Annotated in this window: 18 protein-coding genes; 7 read left to right on the forward strand and 11 right to left on the reverse strand. The window is 71.6% G+C overall.

The features are described 5' to 3' along the window. Positions 1-22: 22 nt before the first annotated feature. Positions 23-772, reverse strand: coding sequence for a TioE family transcriptional regulator (locus E0F75_RS21825; protein WP_187624232.1), 750 nt, complete (start codon positions 770-772; stop codon positions 23-25). A 58-nt stretch (positions 773-830) separates the two neighbouring features. Between E0F75_RS21825 and E0F75_RS21830 the strand changes: the two genes are divergently transcribed. Both E0F75_RS21830 and E0F75_RS21835 read left to right on the forward strand, forming a co-directional pair. Beyond that, positions 831-2,084: an erythromycin esterase family protein gene (locus E0F75_RS21830; protein ID WP_187624233.1), complete on the forward strand. Its 1,254-nt coding sequence runs from the start codon at positions 831-833 to the stop codon at positions 2,082-2,084. A 207-nt stretch (positions 2,085-2,291) separates the two neighbouring features. Beyond that, the gene (locus tag E0F75_RS21835) at positions 2,292-2,963 is read left to right on the forward strand and encodes a hypothetical protein (protein WP_187624234.1); all 672 of its coding nucleotides are present in this window, start codon (positions 2,292-2,294) and stop codon (positions 2,961-2,963) included. Positions 2,964-3,288: 325 nt separating this feature from the next. Here the strand turns inward: E0F75_RS21835 and E0F75_RS21840 are convergent, their stop codons facing one another. From E0F75_RS21840 to E0F75_RS21850, 3 genes are all read right to left on the reverse strand, one after another. Beyond that, the gene (locus E0F75_RS21840) at positions 3,289-4,026 is read right to left on the reverse strand and encodes a dienelactone hydrolase family protein (protein ID WP_187624235.1); all 738 of its coding nucleotides are present in this window, start codon (positions 4,024-4,026) and stop codon (positions 3,289-3,291) included. 213 nt (positions 4,027-4,239) lie between these two features. Then, on the reverse strand, positions 4,240-4,701 hold the full coding sequence (locus E0F75_RS21845) for a hypothetical protein (RefSeq protein WP_187624236.1): 462 nt from the start codon (positions 4,699-4,701) through the stop codon (positions 4,240-4,242). A gap of 348 nt (positions 4,702-5,049) precedes the next feature. Then, a complete protein-coding gene (locus E0F75_RS21850) occupies positions 5,050-5,511 on the reverse strand; it encodes a hypothetical protein (protein ID WP_187624380.1) in 462 nt (153 codons plus the stop codon). A gap of 383 nt (positions 5,512-5,894) precedes the next feature. Between E0F75_RS21850 and E0F75_RS21855 the strand changes: the two genes are divergently transcribed. Continuing rightward, a complete protein-coding gene (locus E0F75_RS21855; RefSeq protein WP_229312780.1) occupies positions 5,895-7,505 on the forward strand; it encodes a TROVE domain-containing protein in 1,611 nt (536 codons plus the stop codon). Here E0F75_RS21855 and E0F75_RS21860 read toward each other — a convergent pair. Beyond that, positions 7,502-8,419 carry a hypothetical protein gene (locus tag E0F75_RS21860; protein ID WP_187624238.1) on the reverse strand — a complete coding sequence of 306 codons (918 nt, stop codon included), beginning with the start codon at positions 8,417-8,419 and terminating at the stop codon, positions 7,502-7,504. The two genes, E0F75_RS21855 and E0F75_RS21860, sit on opposite strands and share 4 nt — an antisense overlap. A 109-nt stretch (positions 8,420-8,528) precedes the next feature. Here E0F75_RS21860 and E0F75_RS21865 point away from each other — a divergent pair, with 109 nt between their 5' ends. Next, complete coding sequence (locus E0F75_RS21865) at positions 8,529-9,317, forward strand: alpha/beta fold hydrolase (RefSeq protein WP_187624239.1); 789 nt, start codon at positions 8,529-8,531, stop codon at positions 9,315-9,317. Positions 9,318-9,478: 161 nt separating this feature from the next. On the opposite strand, the gene E0F75_RS21870 is transcribed toward E0F75_RS21865, so the two are convergent. The 4 genes from E0F75_RS21870 to rox all read right to left on the reverse strand — a co-directional run bounded on the left by E0F75_RS21870 (position 9,479) and on the right by rox (position 13,677). Continuing rightward, positions 9,479-10,504, reverse strand: a complete 1,026-nt coding sequence (locus E0F75_RS21870; RefSeq protein ID WP_187624240.1) for a MerR family transcriptional regulator — start codon at positions 10,502-10,504, stop codon at positions 9,479-9,481. An 88-nt stretch (positions 10,505-10,592) separates the two neighbouring features. After that, positions 10,593-11,261, reverse strand: a complete 669-nt coding sequence (locus tag E0F75_RS21875) for a HEAT repeat domain-containing protein (protein ID WP_187624241.1) — start codon at positions 11,259-11,261, stop codon at positions 10,593-10,595. 94 nt (positions 11,262-11,355) lie between these two features. Then, on the reverse strand, positions 11,356-12,051 hold the full coding sequence (locus E0F75_RS21880; protein ID WP_187624242.1) for a 4'-phosphopantetheinyl transferase superfamily protein: 696 nt from the start codon (positions 12,049-12,051) through the stop codon (positions 11,356-11,358). A 90-nt stretch (positions 12,052-12,141) separates the two neighbouring features. After that, a complete protein-coding gene (gene rox / locus E0F75_RS21885; protein WP_374115419.1) occupies positions 12,142-13,677 on the reverse strand; it encodes a rifampin monooxygenase in 1,536 nt (511 codons plus the stop codon). 244 nt (positions 13,678-13,921) lie between these two features. Between rox and E0F75_RS21890 the strand changes: the two genes are divergently transcribed. Then, complete coding sequence (locus tag E0F75_RS21890) at positions 13,922-15,340, forward strand: amidase (protein WP_187624244.1); 1,419 nt, start codon at positions 13,922-13,924, stop codon at positions 15,338-15,340. Positions 15,341-15,375: 35 nt separating this feature from the next. On the opposite strand, the gene E0F75_RS21895 is transcribed toward E0F75_RS21890, so the two are convergent. Further along, positions 15,376-15,933: a DUF6328 family protein gene (locus E0F75_RS21895; RefSeq protein WP_267499499.1), complete on the reverse strand. Its 558-nt coding sequence runs from the start codon at positions 15,931-15,933 to the stop codon at positions 15,376-15,378. Between the two features lie 253 nt (positions 15,934-16,186). Between E0F75_RS21895 and E0F75_RS21900 the strand changes: the two genes are divergently transcribed. Together E0F75_RS21900 and E0F75_RS21905 are read left to right on the forward strand one after the other, a co-directional pair. Continuing rightward, a complete protein-coding gene (locus E0F75_RS21900) occupies positions 16,187-16,579 on the forward strand; it encodes an STAS domain-containing protein (RefSeq protein ID WP_187624245.1) in 393 nt (130 codons plus the stop codon). Between the two features lie 34 nt (positions 16,580-16,613). Continuing rightward, positions 16,614-17,288: an ATP-binding protein gene (locus tag E0F75_RS21905; RefSeq protein ID WP_229312781.1), complete on the forward strand. Its 675-nt coding sequence runs from the start codon at positions 16,614-16,616 to the stop codon at positions 17,286-17,288. Here E0F75_RS21905 and E0F75_RS21910 read toward each other — a convergent pair. Further along, on the reverse strand, positions 17,247-18,275 hold the full coding sequence (locus tag E0F75_RS21910; protein WP_187624246.1) for a SigB/SigF/SigG family RNA polymerase sigma factor: 1,029 nt from the start codon (positions 18,273-18,275) through the stop codon (positions 17,247-17,249). The two genes, E0F75_RS21905 and E0F75_RS21910, sit on opposite strands and share 42 nt — an antisense overlap. Positions 18,276-18,370 lie beyond the last annotated feature (95 nt).

Below are 18,370 nucleotides of genomic sequence, written 5' to 3' on the forward strand. Positions count from 1 at the left end.
CGTGTCCTCGGAGGCCGAGGTCTCAGCCGCGCTCCCGCTCGCGCAGATACGCCTCCAGCGCCGCGGCCCCCGCCAGCATCGACCGGCCGCGCGCGGACAGCCGGTCGCGCCAGTCCCCGAGCGCGGCCTCCAGCGGCTGGAGACCACCGGCCGCCCGCACCTGCGTGATCAGCGGGGCGATCTGCTCCAACAGGTAGCCGCCACGCCTGAGTTGGTGGACAAGACGGGCGTCCCGCACGTCGGCCTCGTCGTAGACGCGGTACCCGGTGAGCGGATCGCGGCGCGGGCGCACCAGCCCGGCGCGCTCCCAGGCGCGCAGTGTCGCGGGCCGGATGCCGAGCTTCTCCGCGAGGGGGCCGATGAACGTGTCGCCCGGCACGACGAGCGTGCCGCCGGGCTCGGTCGCGGTGGTGGCGGCGGTGGGCTCCAGGTCGCGGAGGGCGTTCTCGACGGCCCGGAGGGTCCGGCGGTCGTCGAGGAGCAGGGCGTGGCTCTCGTCGACGAGACGGAACGCCTCCTCGGCCGCGCCCTCGTTCACCGCCCGCATGATCGCCGTCGCCGTCCGGTGGCCGTGGCCGGGCAGCAGGGCGAGGAAGGCGCGGAGCGCGCCCGCGTGGAGCGAGGTGTAGCTGCGGTATCCGGAGGGGGTGCGGGCGGCGGCCGGCAGCGCGCCGGCCTCCTCGTAATTCCGGATCGCCTGCGTGGACAGACCGTGCTCGCGCGCCAGATCGACGGGCCGAAGCTGTCCATTGCTTTGAAGGTTTCGCCCCATGATGCCGCCGATTTCGCGCAAAAGTCTCAACCGAGTGTTCAACGATACCGTTGAAGGCATGGCTACCGACATCAAGGACGTCACCCATGCCGTCGACGCCGCCGCTGTCATGGCCCTGCTCCGGGGCAGGCCGAGGCTGCTCGCCCTGGGCGAGCCCACGCACGGCGAGGACGCGCTGCTCGACGTACGCAACGAACTGTTCCGGCAGCTCGTCGAGCAGGAGGGCTACCGGACGATCACCATCGAGAGCGACTGCATGCGGGGTCTGCTCGTGGACGACTACGTCACCACGGGTGCCGGCACCCTCGACCAGGTCATGGAGCAGGGATTCAGCCACGGTTGGGGCGCGTCGGCCGCCAACCGCGAGCTCGTCCGCTGGATGCGTACCTTCAACGACGGCCGCCCGGCGGCCGACCGGCTCCGCTTCGCGGGCTTCGACGGCCCGCTGGAGATCACCGGCGCCGAGAGCCCCCGAGAGGCCCTCACCGCACTCCACGGCTACCTCTCCGCCCGGGTGGAAACGGACCTGCTCGACGCCACCTGCACCCTGGACACGCTCGACCGCCTGCTCGGCCCCGACGACCGGTGGACGAATCCCGCCGCGATGACGGACCCGTCCCGGTCCGTGGGGCAGTCGGCCGATGCCACGGAACTGCGCCTGCTCGCCGACGACCTGGTGGCGCTGCTCGACGCGCAGGGGCCGCACCTGATCGCGACGAGCTCGCCGGACGACGGGGACCGGGCACGTCTGTACGGCCGCACGGCCACCGGTCTGCTCCGCTACCACTACTGGATGGCCGACACCTCGCCGAGCCGCATGACGCGGCTGGTGAGCCTGCGGGACCGGATGATGGCCGACAACCTCCTGGCTGTCGCGGGTGCCGACGCCGACGCCGCTGCCGTCGGGGCCGTCGACCCTGCGGCCCCCGTCGACCGGGCCCCGGTACTGGTCCACGCCCACAACGGCCATCTCCAGCGGAACAAGAGCACGATGCGGATGGGCGGCCTGCCGGTCGAGTGGTGGAGCGCGGGCGCGATCGTGAGCGCCCAACTGGGCGAGGAGTACGCCTTCCTGGCGACGGCACTCGGCACGATCCGGCACAAGGGAGTGGACAGCCCGCCGCGGGACACCGTCGAGGGACTCCTGTACGCGGGACCGGAGGGGTGCTCGGTCATCGACGCCCGCGGTCTGGCCGCCGCCCTCGGCGACTCCCCGCCCGCGCCGCGGGTATCTCCTTGGTTCGGCTACGCGCCGCTCGCCCCGGCGCACCTGGCCGACATCGAAGGCATCGTGTTCGTGAAGGACGTCTAGGCCTTCTCTTTTTGACTTCACGGTGATTGGGCCACGTGCGAGTGTGGTGAATATGCCGCAGCTCGGTCACCGCCTCCGATCCTTCAGATTCACGTTCGGGCTTGCCCCGACGGCCTTCACCGCATGCCGGGAGACGGCTGTCGACGTCACGTCGAGGTTCTGAGCCACCGGGTGAGGCCGCCGCCGCTGCTGCTACGGTCCAGCGCCATGAACACTGACGACTGGACGGCGCTCAGCGCCATTGCTGCCGCGGTCGGGGTGGTGGTCACCGCGGTCATGGCGTACTGGACGACCCGCAAAGCGGCGGCGGCCGCCGCGGACTCGGCTGACACCGCGCGAGAGGTGGCGAAGATCGAACGCGACCGCTGGCACCGCGAGTTGACTCCTGAGCTGACCTTCAGCCTGATCCGCGTGGGCCCCAACCGTCTGAGGCTCACCACCACACTCGACGGCCCGGTCGGCCTGGATCACCTCGACACGATCACCCTCACGGTGCGCGACGAGGCCGGACGGGATCACTCAGCCAGACCGCACTACGACGAAGCAATGCGTACGGAGCTGGCGTCGGTGATCTGGGGGGCCGCCCGATTCAGCCCCGGGGTCGACGGGGTTGCCGCGCCCGGCCGCAAGAGCACTATCCGGAGCCTGGAGCGCGGCGACTTCGTGTACCGGCAGATGGACAACTCCGAGCCGCCGAGCTGGTTCCAGGACCCGGGAGATTGGGTGGACGGGTATGGGGACGCGAAACTGCGCCTGCACGCGGTCTGCGAGGTGGAGGGGCATAGACCCTGGATCGTCGTTGCCGAGGTCGAGAACCCGGGGATGGAGTACGTCTCCGACGGCTCAGACGAGAGGGAGATTCCGGAGCAGTACCGCTGAATCACGGCTGGCCGGGGTCGAGGCCCCGGCGACCCCAGCCGCGCCGGAGGACCCCGGCGGCAGGCCCGCGGGTCGGATGCTGCGCTCTGCGAGGGTCGGCCCTCGAGCTCCGTGCCGACTCACGGCGAGCCGTCCTCGGGTGTGACCGAGATGCGCGCCGAAGGGGCAGCGGGATGTTCTTGAAGTCCTGATGCGCTCGGACTCGCCTGCGACGGCGGGTGGCAGGGTCGCGCTCGGCGACGTGCCGGGCGGCCGCGTCGACGCCGGGGCGGGCGTACCGCTCCAGGGGACGGACGGAGGCCCGGCGCCAGCGTGCGTACCTGGGTCATGCCCCCGGATCCTCCGTCACGGGCAGGCACTCGGCGAGCAGGTCGACGACGTCGCGCCAGGCTCGCTGCGCGTGCCGTGGGTGGTAGCCGACGCCGGGGACCACGGGGTGGTCGACCGGCGGGTGGTGGAAGGCGTGCAAGGCGCCGCCGTAGACCGTGAGGCGCCAGTCGACGCCCGCGGCCTGCATCTCGGCGGTGAACGCGTTCCGTTGCGCGGGCGGCATGATCGGGTCTTCCGACCCGACCCCGGCCCACACCGGGCAGCGAATGCGCGCCGCCTCGCCCGGTCGGCCCGTGGTCAGTCCGTTGACCGTTCCGATCGCGCGCAGGCTGACGCCGCCGCGCCCGAGTTCCAGCCCGACGGCGCCCCCGGTGCCGTAGCCGACGGCGGCGATCCGGTCGGGGTCGGTCCGCGGTTCGGCGCGCAACACGTCGAGCGCCGCTTGGCCGATGCCCCGCATCCGGTCGGGATCAGCGAGCAGCGGCAGGCAACGGGCCAGCATCTCCTCGGGGTCGCCCAGATAGCGCCCGCCGTGAAGGTCGAAGGCCAGCGCTATGTACCCCAGTTCGGCGAGAGCGTCGGCCCGGCGGCGCTCGACGTCGCTGAGCCCCGTGCCCTCTGGTCCGAGCAGCACCGCGGGCCGGCGGTCGACACCGGCCGGGAGCGCGAGGTGCCCGATCATCGTCAAACCGTCGGCCGGGTACTCGACCGTACGCGTCGTCATGGTCGTCATGAGACTGGACTGTAGTGATCGTCGAGCCCGGTCCGGCTGCTGTTCTGCCGCTGGCAGAACAGCGGGTAGCCCTCTGAAATACGGCGAGGGCTCACAAGAACCGTCACAAGCCCCGTCCCCACGGCAGCGCTGGCGACACGTGCCGAATGGGTGACAGTCGAGGTGTGCTCAGGGCGTCGAGATCATCTCGTTGCCCCTTGGCGCGTATCTCGGTCACACCCCGTCCTGACTCGCGGGCGTCGTCGCCTCGTGGAGATGCGTCTCGACCGGGCCCAGGTGCTGGTCATGAGCCAGGACGATCTCGTCCGCGAGGTTGAGGATGCGGATGGTGCCGGTAGGAAACCGGACGGTGATGCCGACGGCGAAGTCGTACGTGCCGTGCTGGTAGCGGATCTCTCGGGCGGCGAGGATCTGCCGGCCGACGAACCGGGTCACGGGGAAGTCGGGCAGGTCGTCCTCGACCGCGGTGTGGCCGCATTCGTCCATGTCGTAGGGGCCGTGGGGCTGGTTGATCTCCATGGACAGCCTGTCGCCCGGCGTGTGGAACCGCACGGGACCGAGGCCGTCCATGTGCAACCACATGTGGAGGAGAGAGGGCTCGGTCTCCGGGTAGTGGTGCCAGGACGTCGTCACCTTCAGCAGGCGTTTGCCGACAAGGTCCTCAGCGTTGATCATCTGCCGATGCTTTCACGGCGTGAAACGACTCGGCACTGATTTCCAGGGGGTGCCGGGCCGAGTCCGCGCAGCACATGGCGGTCTTCTCATCGAGCCCGAGGACCTCGGCGAGGTGAAGTGGGTCCGTTCCTTGGGCCAGGGCTGTTACGTCACTGGTCGGGCGAACACTCGAAGGAGGGAGAAGCCCCTGGCCACGGCCTCGGTCACTGAGCGAGGCTCAGGGGAACTCACGGGACGTCGCACAATCGCCTCCGGCGAGGGGTGCGGCCAGCGCGCGGGAGATGATCATGATCATGGCGTGGTGCCCTCCGCTGGGTGATCAGGGGAGGGCGCCGTGCCAGAGACCGTCTACAGGCCGGGGAGTTGCGGGTGTTCCATGGTGGTGCCGTCAGGATTCCGCCCAAGGGCGGCCTCTAGAACGGCGGGGAGGTCCTCCTCGGGGACCGCGGTGCGCACGTCCGCCAGAACCTGGGGAAAGTCGTCATCGTCGATGACGCCCATGTGCTCCTGACGGAGTCGGTAGATGATCTCGACGAGCTCCGGTCGCAGCCGCATCCAGGCACGGGAGCTACGGATCTCTTCATCGACCTCATGCATGAACCACCGCATGACCTCGTACGGAACGTCAGCGTGCCCTGCATTCGGGTTGAGGCACACCGTCGGCTCCCGTGCCGGATCCTCGTCAGGGACGATGGCGATCACGAGAGTCCGTTGCCCAGCCACGTGATCCAGTTCCAGATACCAGGCGTCATCGGGCACGGAGTACATCGCGGTGATCGCGTAGTCGCCGTCGGGGTGTCGAAAGACCATTGCCGCATGCTTCCACGCGACGGCCCCCAGGGTGCGACGGTGATCGGCCCAACGCCGACCGCGGACCGGATCGGCCGGCATCAACGGCCCGATCGGCATTAAATCGGTGGTGTCCGGCAGGGCGGCCCGCATAAGTTGGTCCCGCGACCGCGTCTCCGATGCGCTCGGCTGCGGCTACTTCTTCCGAAACCAAGTGACGCCGCCGCCACCTCTGATCTCGGTGGGCGTGGTCGCCTCGGCCCCGGTGGACCTTTCCCGGGGCCGTCCGTTCCTTTCCTTTCCTTTGGATCCGGGGGGATTCACTGCCTCGCTACACCCGACGCGTCTCGAAAGTCTGGTCCGAGATGCTCGTGGCCCCGCACGTTTCGGCGGCGGCCCGCGCGATGCCTCAGCAGCCGCAGATCCACCATCAGCCCACCCCGCAGCAGTTCCACACGTACGAGGGCGGACCGGCCTTCGTCCGGGAACCCCGTGACGAGCTCTTCCTGTTGGCCGTCGCCAACTTCGTCGCGCAGCGGACCTTCTACGAGAGCGGCACGGAGCGCGACGAACGGTACGTCCGGCTCGTCGGGCGGCTCGCTGTCGAGGACCCCGCATGGACTGCGGGCCTGCTGCGCTGGCTGCGCGGCGAGGGCAACATGCGTACGGCGTCCCTGGTGGGCGCCGCCGCGTACGTACGGGCCCGGCTGGAGGCGGGCGCGTCCGACGGCCCCTCCAACCGTTCCGTGATCGACGCGGTGCTCCAACGGGCCGACGAGCCCGGCGAGTTGCTCGCCCACTGGACCGCGACGTACGGACGGAACGTGCCGCAACCCGTGAAGCGGGGCATCGCCGACGCCGTACGCAGGCTGTACTCGTCGCGGTCCCTGCTGAAGTACGACACCGCGTCCCACGAGTTCCGCTTCGGTGACGTGCTCAACCTGGTGCACGCTTCCCCCGACCCGGACAAGCCGTGGCAGGGCGCGCTCTTCCGGTACGCCCTGGACCGCCGTCACCACCCGGAGACGGCGCTTCCGCCGGCCTCCGACACCGTGCTGACGGCGCACCGGGCCCTCATGGAACTGCCCGTGGACGAGAGGCGGTCCGTGGTGACCGGGCCGGACGGCAGCGAGCGGCTGGCCGCGGCCGGCATGACGTGGGAGGCCCTGGCGGGCTGGCTCCACGGGCCACTGGACGCCGCGGTGTGGGAGGCCGTGATCCCCGCGATGGGCCCGATGGCACTGCTGCGGAATTTGCGGAACTTCGACGCCGCGAAGATCTCGGCAGAGGCCACGGGCAGGGTCGCGGCCAGGATCTCGGACGTCGACGAGGTCGCCAGGTCCCGGCAGTTCCCCATGCGCTATCTGGCCGCGCGCAAGCACGCGCCGAAGCGGTGCTGGGCGGACGCGCTGGAACAGGCACTGGGCCACTCCCTGGCCAACGTACCGGCGCTGCCCGGCCGGACGCTGATCCTGGTGGACCGGTCGGACTCCATGTTCTGGGACACCGTCTCGGAACGATCCACACTGACCCGGGCGGCAGCGGCGGCCGTCTTCGGCTGCGCGCTGGCCCTGCGGGCCGAGCAGGCGGACCTGGTGGAGTTCGGCTGGTCCACCAAGGAGGTCCCGTTCACGCCGGGCGAACCGGTGCTCGACGTGGAGAAACGCTTCCACCGCCTCGGCGGCACCCACACCACGAAGGCCCTGCGGGACCGCTACCGGGACCACGACCGAGTAGTGATCGTCACCGACGAACAGGTCGCCCCGTACCACTCCGGAGGCCCGTCCGAACCGGTCCCACCGGAGATCCCGGTCTACACCTGGAACCTGGCGGGCTACCACCCCGCCCACGCCCCCACGGGCCCCCACCGCCACACCTTCGGCGGCCTGACGGACGCGGCCTTCCGCATGATCCCCCTCATCGAATCCGGTCTCCAGGCGAGGTGGCCCTGGACGGCACACGACGAGGCGGGAACGTCTGCCGGCGCTCAGGGACTGCCTCTTGGAACGGACTAGCCGACCAGGCGCCGGCGCCAGTTCAGAGGAGTGAGGGTGATGGCTCGGTCGGGGGTCCCGTCCCACTCGGTGGGGAGGCCGGTCGCCTCCAGGGCGGCCACGACCTCGTGGCCGATGGCCGTCGTCGTCTCGCGTGAGCCGTCGAAGCCGCCGTACAGGAGCGTCAGTCCGTGGCCCGCCGCGGCGGAGTCCGTGCACTGGGTGTGGAAGTAGACGAAGCCGCGGGCGTCGGGCTCGCCCTCGGCACCGATCTCCGACTCGCCACAGGTGCGGCAGCAGGTGAAGTGCTCGCGGGCCGTGATGCCGGCCTCCCGCAGGGACTCGAACGCGCGGGTCAGGCGCTCGGGGTCCGTCTCGCCCTGCCAGCTCGACTGCTCCTCGACCCGCTCCAGCCACATCCGGTCGACCAGCGCCTCGGCCTGCTCGGGCGAGACGGGGCGGCGGCCCTCGGTGACCAGGTAGTACTCCGCGATCTCGGCCAGTTCGGCGCGGGAGGCGTAGCCGCCCGCCAGCACCTCCCGGACGCGCCGCTCCAGCTCCTCGCCCTCTCCCTCGTCCAGGTCGAGCGGCGGCACCTCGCGGGCCGGGCCCATGTCCAGCGGCGACCAGTCGAGCCCCGCGTCCCAGCCCGCATCCTGGTGCGCCCAGCCGGCCATCGCCGCGATCACGGCCTCGGGCCCGTCGGTCGTCACCTGGAAGTGGCGGGTGGCGGCACCGTCCCGGTGCTCAAGCGTGTAGTCACCACCCGTCTTGTGCCAGACCTGGGCGAAGACATCAGGCAGGTCCGGAATCCGCTGGACCACCAGGAAGCGGTCCCCTTCATCGCCGACACGCCGGACGAGACCGGCCAGCTCCTCGGCGGACACACGGACGTGCCGCTCCCCGTTCTCCGTCTTCACCACGATCTCGAGCATGCGCAGACTCTGACACACGCGTCTGACAGACGTTCTCCGGCAGACGTTCCTCGGCGCCCTGGGCGCCCCAGAGTCTCCCGATCCGCGAGACACCCCCTAGCCTGGAGGCATGGCAGTGGTGCGGGTCGGTGGCGTCGACGTGGCCTATACGCGGAAGGGGCGGGGGCCGGTCGTGGTGCTCGCTCACGGGGCCGGGCTCGACGGGCGGATGTGGCAACCGCAGGTCGAAGCGCTGGCGGACGAGTTCACGGTGGTGGCCTGGGACGAGCCGGGGTCCGGGCGGTCCGGCGCGCTGCCCGCGGACTTCGGGCTCGCGGACTTCGCGCGCGCTCTCGCCGCCGTGATCGAGGACGTGGGGCTGGGGCCTGCGCAGGTCGCGGGGCTGTCCTGGGGCGGGACGGTGGTCCTGGAGCTGTACCGGTGGCGGCCGGACCTGGTGCGGTCGCTGCTGATGGTGGACACGTACGCCGGCTGGAAGGGCTCGCTGCCGCCGGAGGAGGTCGCGGCGCGCGTCGAGGGGGCACAGCGGATGCTCGCGGCGCCCCGGGAGGAGTTCGACCCGACGTTGCCCGGGCTCTTCGCCGCCGGCCCGCCGGAGCGCTTCACGGTGATGCTGGACGCCATGAGCCGGGAAGTCCGGCCGGAGAGCATGGCCGTGCAGCTGTCCCTGATGGCCGAGGCCGACGAGACGGACCTGCTGCCCCGGATCACGGTGCCGACCCTGCTCCTGTGGGGCGAGCGAGATGCCCGCTCCCCGCTGGACGTCGCCTACGCCTTCCAGGACGCCATCCCGCACGCAGAGCTGGTGGTGATCCCCGCAGTGGGCCACATGAGCAACCTGGAGGCGCCGGAGGCCTGCACGGCGGCGGTTCGCACCTTCTGCCGCGCGCACGCCTAGGAATCGCCCTGTCGAGCACCGCACCGGTCACCGCACCGGTGGAGCCGATCGCGACCAGCCAGCCCACCTCCGCCCCCGACCGACGGTGCGGCTGCCACGGGCCGAACCGCTCGGGCAGGTCCCGCCGGGGCAGGCCGGTGCGGAACTCGAGCAGGATGCCCTCAAGGACCTGACGGCCCCCGGCGCTTCTCCCGCAGCGTCAGGACGTACGTCGCCGTCAGCGCCACCGCGCGGTCCTCGTCGTGCGACAGCCTCTCCAGAGCGCGTGACGCCTTGACTCCCGGGATGTCCGCCAGCGCCTGCGTCAGCCGGCGGCGCGCCGACGAGTCCACCGCGTCGTGCGTCAGGCGGGCGACGAGGTCGGTGGCGATCCGGTCCGCCCACTCGGGGCGACCCGCCAGTGCGCCCAGCGTGTCCGCCGCGTCGACGTCGTTCGTCTCCTCCACGACCACGTCGAGGAGCGCCGGGATCGCGTCGGCCACTCCGCGCGCCCCCAGCGCGAGCGCCGCGTGCCTGCGGACCGCGGTGTCGCCGATCGCGAGCGCCTCGCGCAGGAGCGCCGTCGCCTCGTCGCCCGTGATCTCGGCGACGGCCTGCACGGCGCGTTCCCGTACCTCGGCCGCCGGTGAGCGCAGGCCCTCCGCCAGCAGGGCGATCGATCCGCCGTCGCCCGACTGCGCCAAGGCCCAGCGCAGGGCTCCTGCGACGTTCGGGTCCGTCTCGCTCAAGGCCGCCTCGACCAGCGCCTCCACCGGTACGGAGACCTCCTCGACCGAGGACAGCGCCGCGCGCTGCCGCTTGCCCGCGCTCTCCGACCCCAACGCGTGGAGGAGCGCCACGATCTGGAGGACCTCCTCCCAGCCCGCGGGTTCCGCGGCGCCGATCCGCCGGAGTCGTGTGAGCAGCGCCGTCTCGGCCGCGATGCGCTCCCGTGTCCCGCGGATGAGGTCCTCGACGAGCTCCGTCGGCGCGAAGCCGGGATCGTCGAGCGCACTCCCCACGTCACGCAGCGAAAGCCCCAGGGACCTCAGGCTCTCGATGTGGAAGATCCGCCGGATGTCCTCGCTGGAGTACTCCCGGTAGCCGGACCCGGTACGGCCCGTCGGCCGCACCAGGCCCAGCGACTCGTAATGCCGGAGCATGCGGGCGCTGACCCCGGAACGTCGTGCCACCTCACCGATCAGCATGCGCCGACCCCGTAGCGCCGTGCCATCTCACCGATCGGCATGCGCCGACCCCGTAGCGCCGTGCCACCTCACCGATCGGCATGCGTTGCTACCCCTCCTGGCTGGTCGTTCCGAGGGCGACGACACGCTTCGCCTCCTCGATCGCGAACTCGAATCCGGCATCCGGGTCGTGCAGCAGTCGTTCCGTGGCGATCGCATGCCGGCGCGCGCCGGGGGCGCCGTCCGTCGTCGCGGCGCCGAGCATCGGCAGGATCACCTCGCCGAGGGCGATCAGCGCCCTGCTGAGGCTCAACTGCGTCTCCCGCCCGCCACGCCCGAGTTGTGTCGCCAGCACCTCCGCGAGCTCGGCCCGCTCCTCCTCGGGCACCAGCACGACCGCCGCCCGCCACGCGCTCCGCGCCACCTCGTCGTCGGCGTCGGACAGCAGCTCCCGCGAGATCGCCGGCCACGCCCGCCGGTCCCCGATCTTGGACAGCGTGTGCAACGCCTGACTCCGAGCCTGCGCCCGCTCGGAGCGGACCTCGCCGAGAAGACCCGGAAGGGTGAGGGACGGCGCGTGCCGGGTGAGTGCCCACGTGAGCATCTCGCGCACGGAGAAGTCGGGCTCGATCGCGCACCGCTCGACGAGCTCGTCGACGAACCGCGGATCCGGGGCCGTACCGGCCGCCAGCGCCGCCCGCAGCCGTACCGACGAGCTGCCGTCCGCCAGGCCCTGGAGGGCGCGCGGCGTGTCCTTGTCGTGGGTCGCCATGGTCATCGGGACCACCTCCTTGCCCGGCAGTCAAGACCTTGTCATCGTGTCAAGGTCAAGCCCGGCGCCACGCCGGTGGCGGTGACGTGGTGCGGCCGCTCTACCGCTGTGCGACCGCCACCGCCGCGGCATACGACGGCGCGACCCGTACGTCGGCGAGCGACCAGCCCGGTACGGCGGCCGGCTCGGCGCCCATGCCCGTGTACGTACGGTCGAGGCCCCCGGCCAGCCCTTCTCCCGTGCCCTTGAGGTACGCCTCCTTGCGCGCCCAGCACTGCGCGAACGCGGCCGGCCGAGCCTCCGCGGGCAGCCGCGCGAACTCCTCCCGCTCCCGCGGGTGCAGGCTGTCCGCCACGAGGGCCGACACCTCGGCCTCCGGATGCGCCTCGACGTCCACGCCCACGGGCGCAGCGGCGATTCCGACCAGCGCCAGATCCCCGCTGTGGGAGAGCGAGAAGTGGAACCCGGCGTCCCGCACCGCCGGCCGGCCGTGCGGTCCTCCGCAGACCGGGCAGTCCTCCCTGACGAACACCACCTCGTCCGCCCGTATCCCCAGGTAGTGCCCGAGGAGACGCCGAAGCCCCCCGTGCGCGGCGAGGTACCGCGCCCGGTGATCCGCCCGTATCAAGGCCTTCCACCGGCGGCGTTCCTCGGCGTCCAGGAGGGCGGGCGCACCGGGGTCCTCCGCCATGGGCAGCAGCCAGAGCGCCACCGTTCCGTCGGCGGCGGGCAGTACGGCCGACTCCGGCGTGTCGCCGGTGCGCAACACCCGTACGGGGGTGATCTCCATGGTCATGCCACCATTCTGCACCGACCTGTCCGCGGGGGAGTTCGGACGCCCGGCCCGGGGCTGCGCCGGGCGCCGAATCACCACCGCATCACGTGATCAGCTCGTGGCCGGACCGAACCACCTCGGCAGGTGCGCGAGCAGCTCCTGCTGGTCCTCGCCGACCCAGGCCACGTGGCCGTCCGGTCGCAACAGGACGGCGGGCACGTCCAGTTCCTCGCTGACCTCGACGACATGGTCGACCCGGTCCGCCCAGCCCTCGACCGAGAGCCGGCCGGTCCGGTCGAGGAGCAGCCCGCGGCCCTCGTGCATCCGCTCGTAGAGGCGTCCCTGCTTGAGCTCCAGGTCACGCATCCGCCTGCCCAGCAGTTCGTCGCCCTCGCCGAAGTCGTAGCGCACCGAGATCGCCGTGATCTTCTCGATGAGGTACCGGTTGACGTCGTCGAACTCCACGAGTTCCGCGAGCAGTCGGCGCACCGCCTGCGCGCCCGGCTCGGTCGACATCAGCTGGATCTGCGCGCGGGTGTTGTCCAGGACGTCCGTGGCCACCGGGTGCCGCTCGGCGTGGTAGCTGTCGAGAAGCCCCTCGGGCGCCCAGCCTGCGACCGCGGCGGCCAGCTTCCAGCCCAGGTTGAACGCGTCCTGGATACCGAGGTTGAGCCCCTGGCCGCCGGTCGGCGGGTGGATGTGCGCCGCGTCGCCCGCGAGGAACACCCGGTCGACCCGGTACTGCTCGGCCTGCCGGGTCGCGTCGCCGAAGCGGGACAGCCAACGCGGCGAGTGCGCGCCGAAGTCCGTTCCGGCGATCGCCCGCAGCTGCTCCTTGAACTCGTCGAGCGTCGGCGCGGTCGAGCGGTCCTCGGCCACCCCCTCGGCGGGCACGACGACCCGGAACACCCCGTCGCCCAGGGGCATGGCGCCGAACCGCAGTTGGGTCTTGCGGACCTCGGTCATCACCGCGGTCAGCTCCTCCTGCGCGACGGTCAGCTCCATCTCGCCCAGCAGCGTCTCCACCCGGGAGGGCTCGCCGGGGAACGCGACGCCGAGCAGCTTGCGCACCGCGCTGCGGCCGCCGTCGCAGCCGACGACGTACCGCGCGCGAAGCTCCTCGCCGTCGGCCAGTTCGACGGTCACGCCGTTCTCGTCCTGGCTCAGACCGACCACTTCGCAGCCGCGGCGGATCTCGGTGCCGACCTCGGTCGCGTGCTCGGTCAGCAGACGCTCGGTGACCTGCTGCGGAATGGCGAGTACGTACGAGTGGGCCGTGTCCAGCTGCTCGGGCCACGCCTTGGCGAGCCCGGCGAAGAAGCCGCCGACCGCGATCTGCTGCCCGAGTGCGAGGAACCGCTCAAGCAGACCGCGCTGGGCCATCACCTCGATGCTGCGTACGTGCAGACCCTGGGCACGCGACTGCCGGGTCGGCTCCGCCTCCTTGTCCAGCACGAGCACGTGGACGCCGTGCAGCCGCAGCTCGCCGGCCAGCATCAAGCCGGTCGGACCGCTGCCCACAACGATCACGTCAAACATGAGAACCGCCCCGTTTCGATAGGTTGCATCCAGCCAGCCGCCGGTCGTGGGATTTCTACGGCCCACGAGCGTGTTGATCTTGCGAACAAGTCGATTTCCGCAGGTCACTGGCTACGGCTGGAGATTCTGCACCACGACGGGGGCCTTGCCGCAAGGCCCCCTGTGCGCTATACCTTGAGAGTGGCGAGGAGATGTTTCATCTCCTTGCCTTTTTCTTTTGCGCCGGCGATGGCGGCCCCGCCCTGCTTCCGGACCAGGGGTGAGCCCTTGTCGGACCCGACCCCTCGCGAGTTACTGGTTGGTAGGGCATGCTGGCGGCCAACCATTCACACGGCCGGGGGCTGAGGTAGCGGTGACGACTTTCGAGGAACAGGCCACGGTGCACGCCTTCCGGGACGACGCACTGGGCGAGCACGATGCCGTCGGGCTCGCCGCGGCGATACGGCGGGGCGAGGTCGGCGCCGCCGAGGTCGCACGGGACGCGGCCGAGCGCGTACGGGACGTCGAGGACCGGCTCCACGCGGTCCAGGTCCACATCGACGCCCCCTCGTACGCCACCGGGCCGGGCCACGGCGCCTTCGCCGGAGTGCCGACCTTCGTCAAGGACAACACCGACTACCTGGGCCTGCCCACCGGCCACGGCAGCGCGGCCTTCACCCCGCGTGTCGCCCGGCGCCACGCGCCCTTCGCCCGGCAGCTCCTGAGCAGCGGCGTCACGGTCCTCGGCAAGACCCGGCTGCCCGAGTTCGGATTCAGCCCCACCACGGAGTACGAGGCGGCCGAACCGGTCCGCAACCCCTGGAACACCGGCTACTCGGCAGGCGGTTCGTCGGGCGGCAGCGCCGCGCTCGTCGCCGCCGGGGCGGTGCCGATCGCCCACGCCAACGACGGCGGCGGATCGATCCGCATACCCGCCGCCTGCTGCGGGCTGGTCGGTCTCAAGCCGACCCGCGGCCGGGTCGTGACGAACGCCCAGAGCCGCCAACTGCCCCTGGACATCGTCTCCGACGGCATCGTGAGCCGTTCGGTACGGGACACCGCCGCGTTCCTCGCCGCCGCCGAGACCCACTGGCGCAACCCGAAGCTGCCGCCCCTCGGTCTGGTCGAGGGACCCTCCGAACGGCGCCTGCGCATCGGGTTCCTGGCCGACTCGCCGAACGGTGTCCACGCCGACACCGCGACCCGGGCCGCCGTCATGGACACCGTCGCGACGCTCGAACGGCTCGGCCACACCGTGGAGCCGGTCGAGCTGTACCTCGACCCCCGCTTCACCGACGACTTCCTCACGTACTGGGGCATGCTGTCGTTCCTTCTCGGCGTCACGGGCCGGACCTTCGGTCCGGACTTCGACCGGCACCGGATGGACGGCCTCAGCCGGGGGTTGCGCGAGGAGTACCTGAAGAGCTGGCGGCGCACGCCCGGCGTGCTGCGGAGGCTGAAGCGGACGCGGGAGGCGTACGCGGCGGCGTTCCGCGGACTCGACCTCGTCCTCACCCCCGTGCTCGCGCACACCACGCCGCGGATCGGTCACCTCAGCCCGACCGTGCCGTACGCGACGCTGGTCGAGCGGATCCTCGCGTACGTCGCCTTCACGCCGGTCAACAACGTCGTCGGGACACCGTCGATCTCGGTTCCCGCCGCCGGCGCGACGGAGGACGGGCTGCCCATCGGCGTCATGTTCTCGGGCCGCCCCGGGAGCGAACGGACGCTGCTCGACGTGGCCTACGCACTGGAGGCGGACCGCCCGTTCCGGCGCATCCAGGACGCCTGACCGGCCGGCGTCTCCGAGCGCTCCCCGGAGTCCCCTCACTCCCTCATCTTCGCGGTGTGCCGGCTGCGGGCCCACAGCGGCAGGGCGAACCAGCACAGCAGGTACCAGGCGAGGACCCCGGCCACGAGCCACGGAACGATCGCGTTGTCGGTGGCCACGCGGAGGATGAGGACGAGCGCGGTCGTGAGGGTGGCGAGCAGGAGCAGGATCCCGATGAAGGTCAGCCGGGACGCCCACGCGACCGTCTCGGGTTTGATCCGCCGGCCCGCCACGAGGCGGTGGAAGGAGACGGGGCCGATCAGCGCGCCGGTGGCCAGCGAGCCGAGGACCACCGTCAGGATGTAGATCCCCTTGTCGGCCGAGCCGAGGCTCTCGTACCGGGGAGTGAAGACGACCGTCAGGAGGAAGCCGAGGAGGATCTGGACGCCGGTCTGGACCACTCGGATCTCCTGCATGAGGTCCTGCCACTGCCGGTCGGCGCGCTCTTCCGCGGTCTCGGTGCGCCCGCGCGCGAGCGCACCGTCCCCGCGCACGCCCTCCTGCCCCTCCGGTCGCTCGGTGTCGCGTCCCCGCCCGGTCTCGCGGTCAGTCATCCGTCTCACCTTCCGGTTCGAGGGGCCCGCGCGGGGCGGAGGCCGTACGCCGCGTCTTCCCTGCCCGGCCCGGTCGCAGCCGTTCCACCGCGGCTCTTCGTCCCATCACACGAGTACCCGGTCGAGAGCGGGTCAGACCGACCGGGGCGGGTGATCCACGCGGCCGGAGGACTTCCGCTCGCCGCTCCGGCAGCCCTCGGCGTATCGTCGGCCTCAGCTCGGAATTCTGCGCCGACGGGAACCGGAGTGCCGGATGCCAAGGGATGCGACGGGGACGGGTGATGCCGGGCTCATCGGCCCACGTCTGACGGCCGAGGCCCGATGGCACGGCGCCACGGTCGTCGTCACGGTGGCGGGGGAGCTCGACCGCGACACCCAGGAGCCCCTGCGCACGGCGCTGACCGGGGTCCTGGACGGGGGCCCCGAACGGATCGTCGTGGACTGCGGACGACTGACGTTCTGTGACTCGACCGGACTCAATCTGCTGCTGACGACGAGGCTGGACGCGCTGGAGGCCGGAAGCCGGCTGGAGCTGGCCGCGCTGCGTCCGCCCGTCGACCGGGTCTTCGACGTCACCGGCGTCGTGGCGGTCTTCACGGTGTACGACGAGCTGCCCGCCGAACTGGCCGAGGGAGAGTACTCGTGAACGCGGCGCGACACCGGGCACGGTGGAGGCAGGGATGAGTGAACCGGTCCGGTCCAGGGGCCAGATCAGACGGCTCGTCCTGCGGAGCGGCGAGTCGGTGGTCGCGCGGTGCCGTGACTTCTGTCGGGTCGCGCTCACCGACTGGGACTGGCCCGGCTCGCCGGAGGACACCGGGCTCACCGAGGAGGAGCGGGACCTCGCGATCGAGGACGTGCTCCTGGTCGTGTCGGAGGCCGTGACCAACGCCTGTCTGCACGCCGGCGGCCCCACGGAGCTGGTCATCCGGCTCGCCCCCGCCGAGCCGGCGGAGAACGGTGCGGAGAGCGGCGCGCCGACCCGCGCGGCCCCCGGGACGGCCGGGGACCTGCGGATCGAGGTGGGTGACCGGAGCAGCCGGATTCCCGAGTTCCGGCCACGGGGAGCGCCGGGGCAACCGGGGGGCAACGGCCTGCGAGTGATCGACCGGCTCGCGCGCGCGTGGGGAGCCGTCCCCGGGGAGACGGGCAAGTCCTTCTGGATGGAGGTGGCGACCCCGGTCCCGGCGTACGGGCCGCCGGCTGCCCCGCAGCCACCGCTGCCTCCCGCGACGCCACCGTCGCCCGCTCCGGATTCACCGCGGGCGGCGTCGGGCCGGGGCGGCTCGTCATGGCCGGTTCCGGAGGGCCCTTCACACACCCGTGGCGGGGCGGCCCCGGGCGGCGGCCTGTGACGTGCCGTCGCCGTGCGGCTCAAGGGCCGATCGGCCCGTTGCGGTCGCGGTCGCGGTCGTGTCGGTCGCCTTCGGAGGCTCTTCCGCCGTCAGCGCCGTACGCAGACCGCCCAGGATGCGGCTGAGGAGACGGGACACGTGCATCTGGGAGAGGCCGAGGCGCTCGCCTATCTCCGACTGGGTCAGCTCGTCGCCGAACCGCAGCGCCAGGATCGTCCGGTCGCGCGCGGAGAGGTCGGCGACGAGCGGCTTGAGCGCCTCCAGGTTCTCGATCTTCTCGAAGGAGTCGTCGTCGCTGCCGAGGCGGCGCGCGAGCAAGCCGGGACCACCGTCCTCGTCGTCGACGGGAACGTCGAGCGAGCGACTGGTGAATCCGTTCGCGGCGATCCGGCCCTCGCGCAGTTCGGCCTCGGTGATGTGGAGGCGGACGCCGAGCTCGGCGGCCGTCGGCGGGCGGCCGAGCTCCTGTTCGAGGGCGTCGTTCGCCTTGGCCAGGTTCAGGCGCAGTTCCTGCAGGCGGCGCGGTACGTGCACGCTCCAGCAGGTGTCCCGCAGATGCCGCCGTATCTCGCCGAGCACGGTCGGCAGGGCGAAGGACATGAACTCGTTGCCCCGCTCGGGGTCGAACCGGTTGATCGCCTTGATCAGACCGACGGTGCCGACCTGGACGATGTCCTCCCAGGACTCGTTGGAGCGGCGGAAGCGGGTCGCTGCGTACTTGACCAGGCTGAGGTTCAGCTCGACGAGGGTGTTGCGTACGTACGAGTAGTCCGCCGTGCCCTCCTCGAGTGAGCGCAGCCGCTCGAACAGGGAGGTCGAGAGCGTGCGGGCGTCGGCGGTGCTCACCGTCAGGGGATCCGCGATCTCCGGAAGCCCGGCCGGGGGCTCGGGAGCGTGACGGACAGGGCGGCGGTCGCTCGGGGCGGACCGGCGGTTACTGGGGACGGGCCCGCCGCGGCCCCGGACGGTGGTGCGGTCGTTCGACATCAAGGCTCCTCGTGAGAGCCCCCTCTTGCCTCATACCCACTCCCGCCCCACACGAGCAGTGTGCCGTGGGTGACAGGAAGGGAGAAGGCAGGGGA

This window comes from Streptomyces sp. CB02980 (genome assembly GCF_014451325.2).
Taxonomy (GTDB): domain Bacteria; phylum Actinomycetota; class Actinomycetes; order Streptomycetales; family Streptomycetaceae; genus Streptomyces.

Bases quoted from the DNA above. Each gene is read 5' to 3' on its own strand.
- E0F75_RS21850 (WP_187624380.1), bottom strand. From the start codon at position 5,511: ATGGTCTTTCGACACCCCGACGGCGACTACGCGATCACCGCGATGTAC.
- E0F75_RS21830 (WP_187624233.1), top strand. From the start codon at position 831: ATGGCTACCGACATCAAGGACGTCACCCATGCCGTCGACGCCGCCGCT.
- E0F75_RS21865 (WP_187624239.1), top strand. From the start codon at position 8,529: ATGGCAGTGGTGCGGGTCGGTGGCGTCGACGTGGCCTATACGCGGAAG.
- E0F75_RS21900 (WP_187624245.1), top strand. From the start codon at position 16,187: ATGCCAAGGGATGCGACGGGGACGGGTGATGCCGGGCTCATCGGCCCA.
- E0F75_RS21860 (WP_187624238.1), bottom strand. From the start codon at position 8,419: ATGCTCGAGATCGTGGTGAAGACGGAGAACGGGGAGCGGCACGTCCGT.
- E0F75_RS21840 (WP_187624235.1), bottom strand. From the start codon at position 4,026: ATGACGACCATGACGACGCGTACGGTCGAGTACCCGGCCGACGGTTTG.
- E0F75_RS21910 (WP_187624246.1), bottom strand. From the start codon at position 18,275: ATGTCGAACGACCGCACCACCGTCCGGGGCCGCGGCGGGCCCGTCCCC.
- E0F75_RS21855 (WP_229312780.1), top strand. From the start codon at position 5,895: ATGCCTCAGCAGCCGCAGATCCACCATCAGCCCACCCCGCAGCAGTTC.
- E0F75_RS21845 (WP_187624236.1), bottom strand. From the start codon at position 4,701: ATGATCAACGCTGAGGACCTTGTCGGCAAACGCCTGCTGAAGGTGACG.
- E0F75_RS21880 (WP_187624242.1), bottom strand. From the start codon at position 12,051: ATGACCATGGAGATCACCCCCGTACGGGTGTTGCGCACCGGCGACACG.
- E0F75_RS21905 (WP_229312781.1), top strand. From the start codon at position 16,614: ATGAGTGAACCGGTCCGGTCCAGGGGCCAGATCAGACGGCTCGTCCTG.
- E0F75_RS21875 (WP_187624241.1), bottom strand. From the start codon at position 11,261: ATGACCATGGCGACCCACGACAAGGACACGCCGCGCGCCCTCCAGGGC.
- E0F75_RS21870 (WP_187624240.1), bottom strand. From the start codon at position 10,504: ATGCTGATCGGTGAGGTGGCACGACGTTCCGGGGTCAGCGCCCGCATG.
- E0F75_RS21835 (WP_187624234.1), top strand. From the start codon at position 2,292: ATGAACACTGACGACTGGACGGCGCTCAGCGCCATTGCTGCCGCGGTC.
- E0F75_RS21895 (WP_267499499.1), bottom strand. From the start codon at position 15,933: ATGACTGACCGCGAGACCGGGCGGGGACGCGACACCGAGCGACCGGAG.
- E0F75_RS21825 (WP_187624232.1), bottom strand. From the start codon at position 772: ATGGGGCGAAACCTTCAAAGCAATGGACAGCTTCGGCCCGTCGATCTG.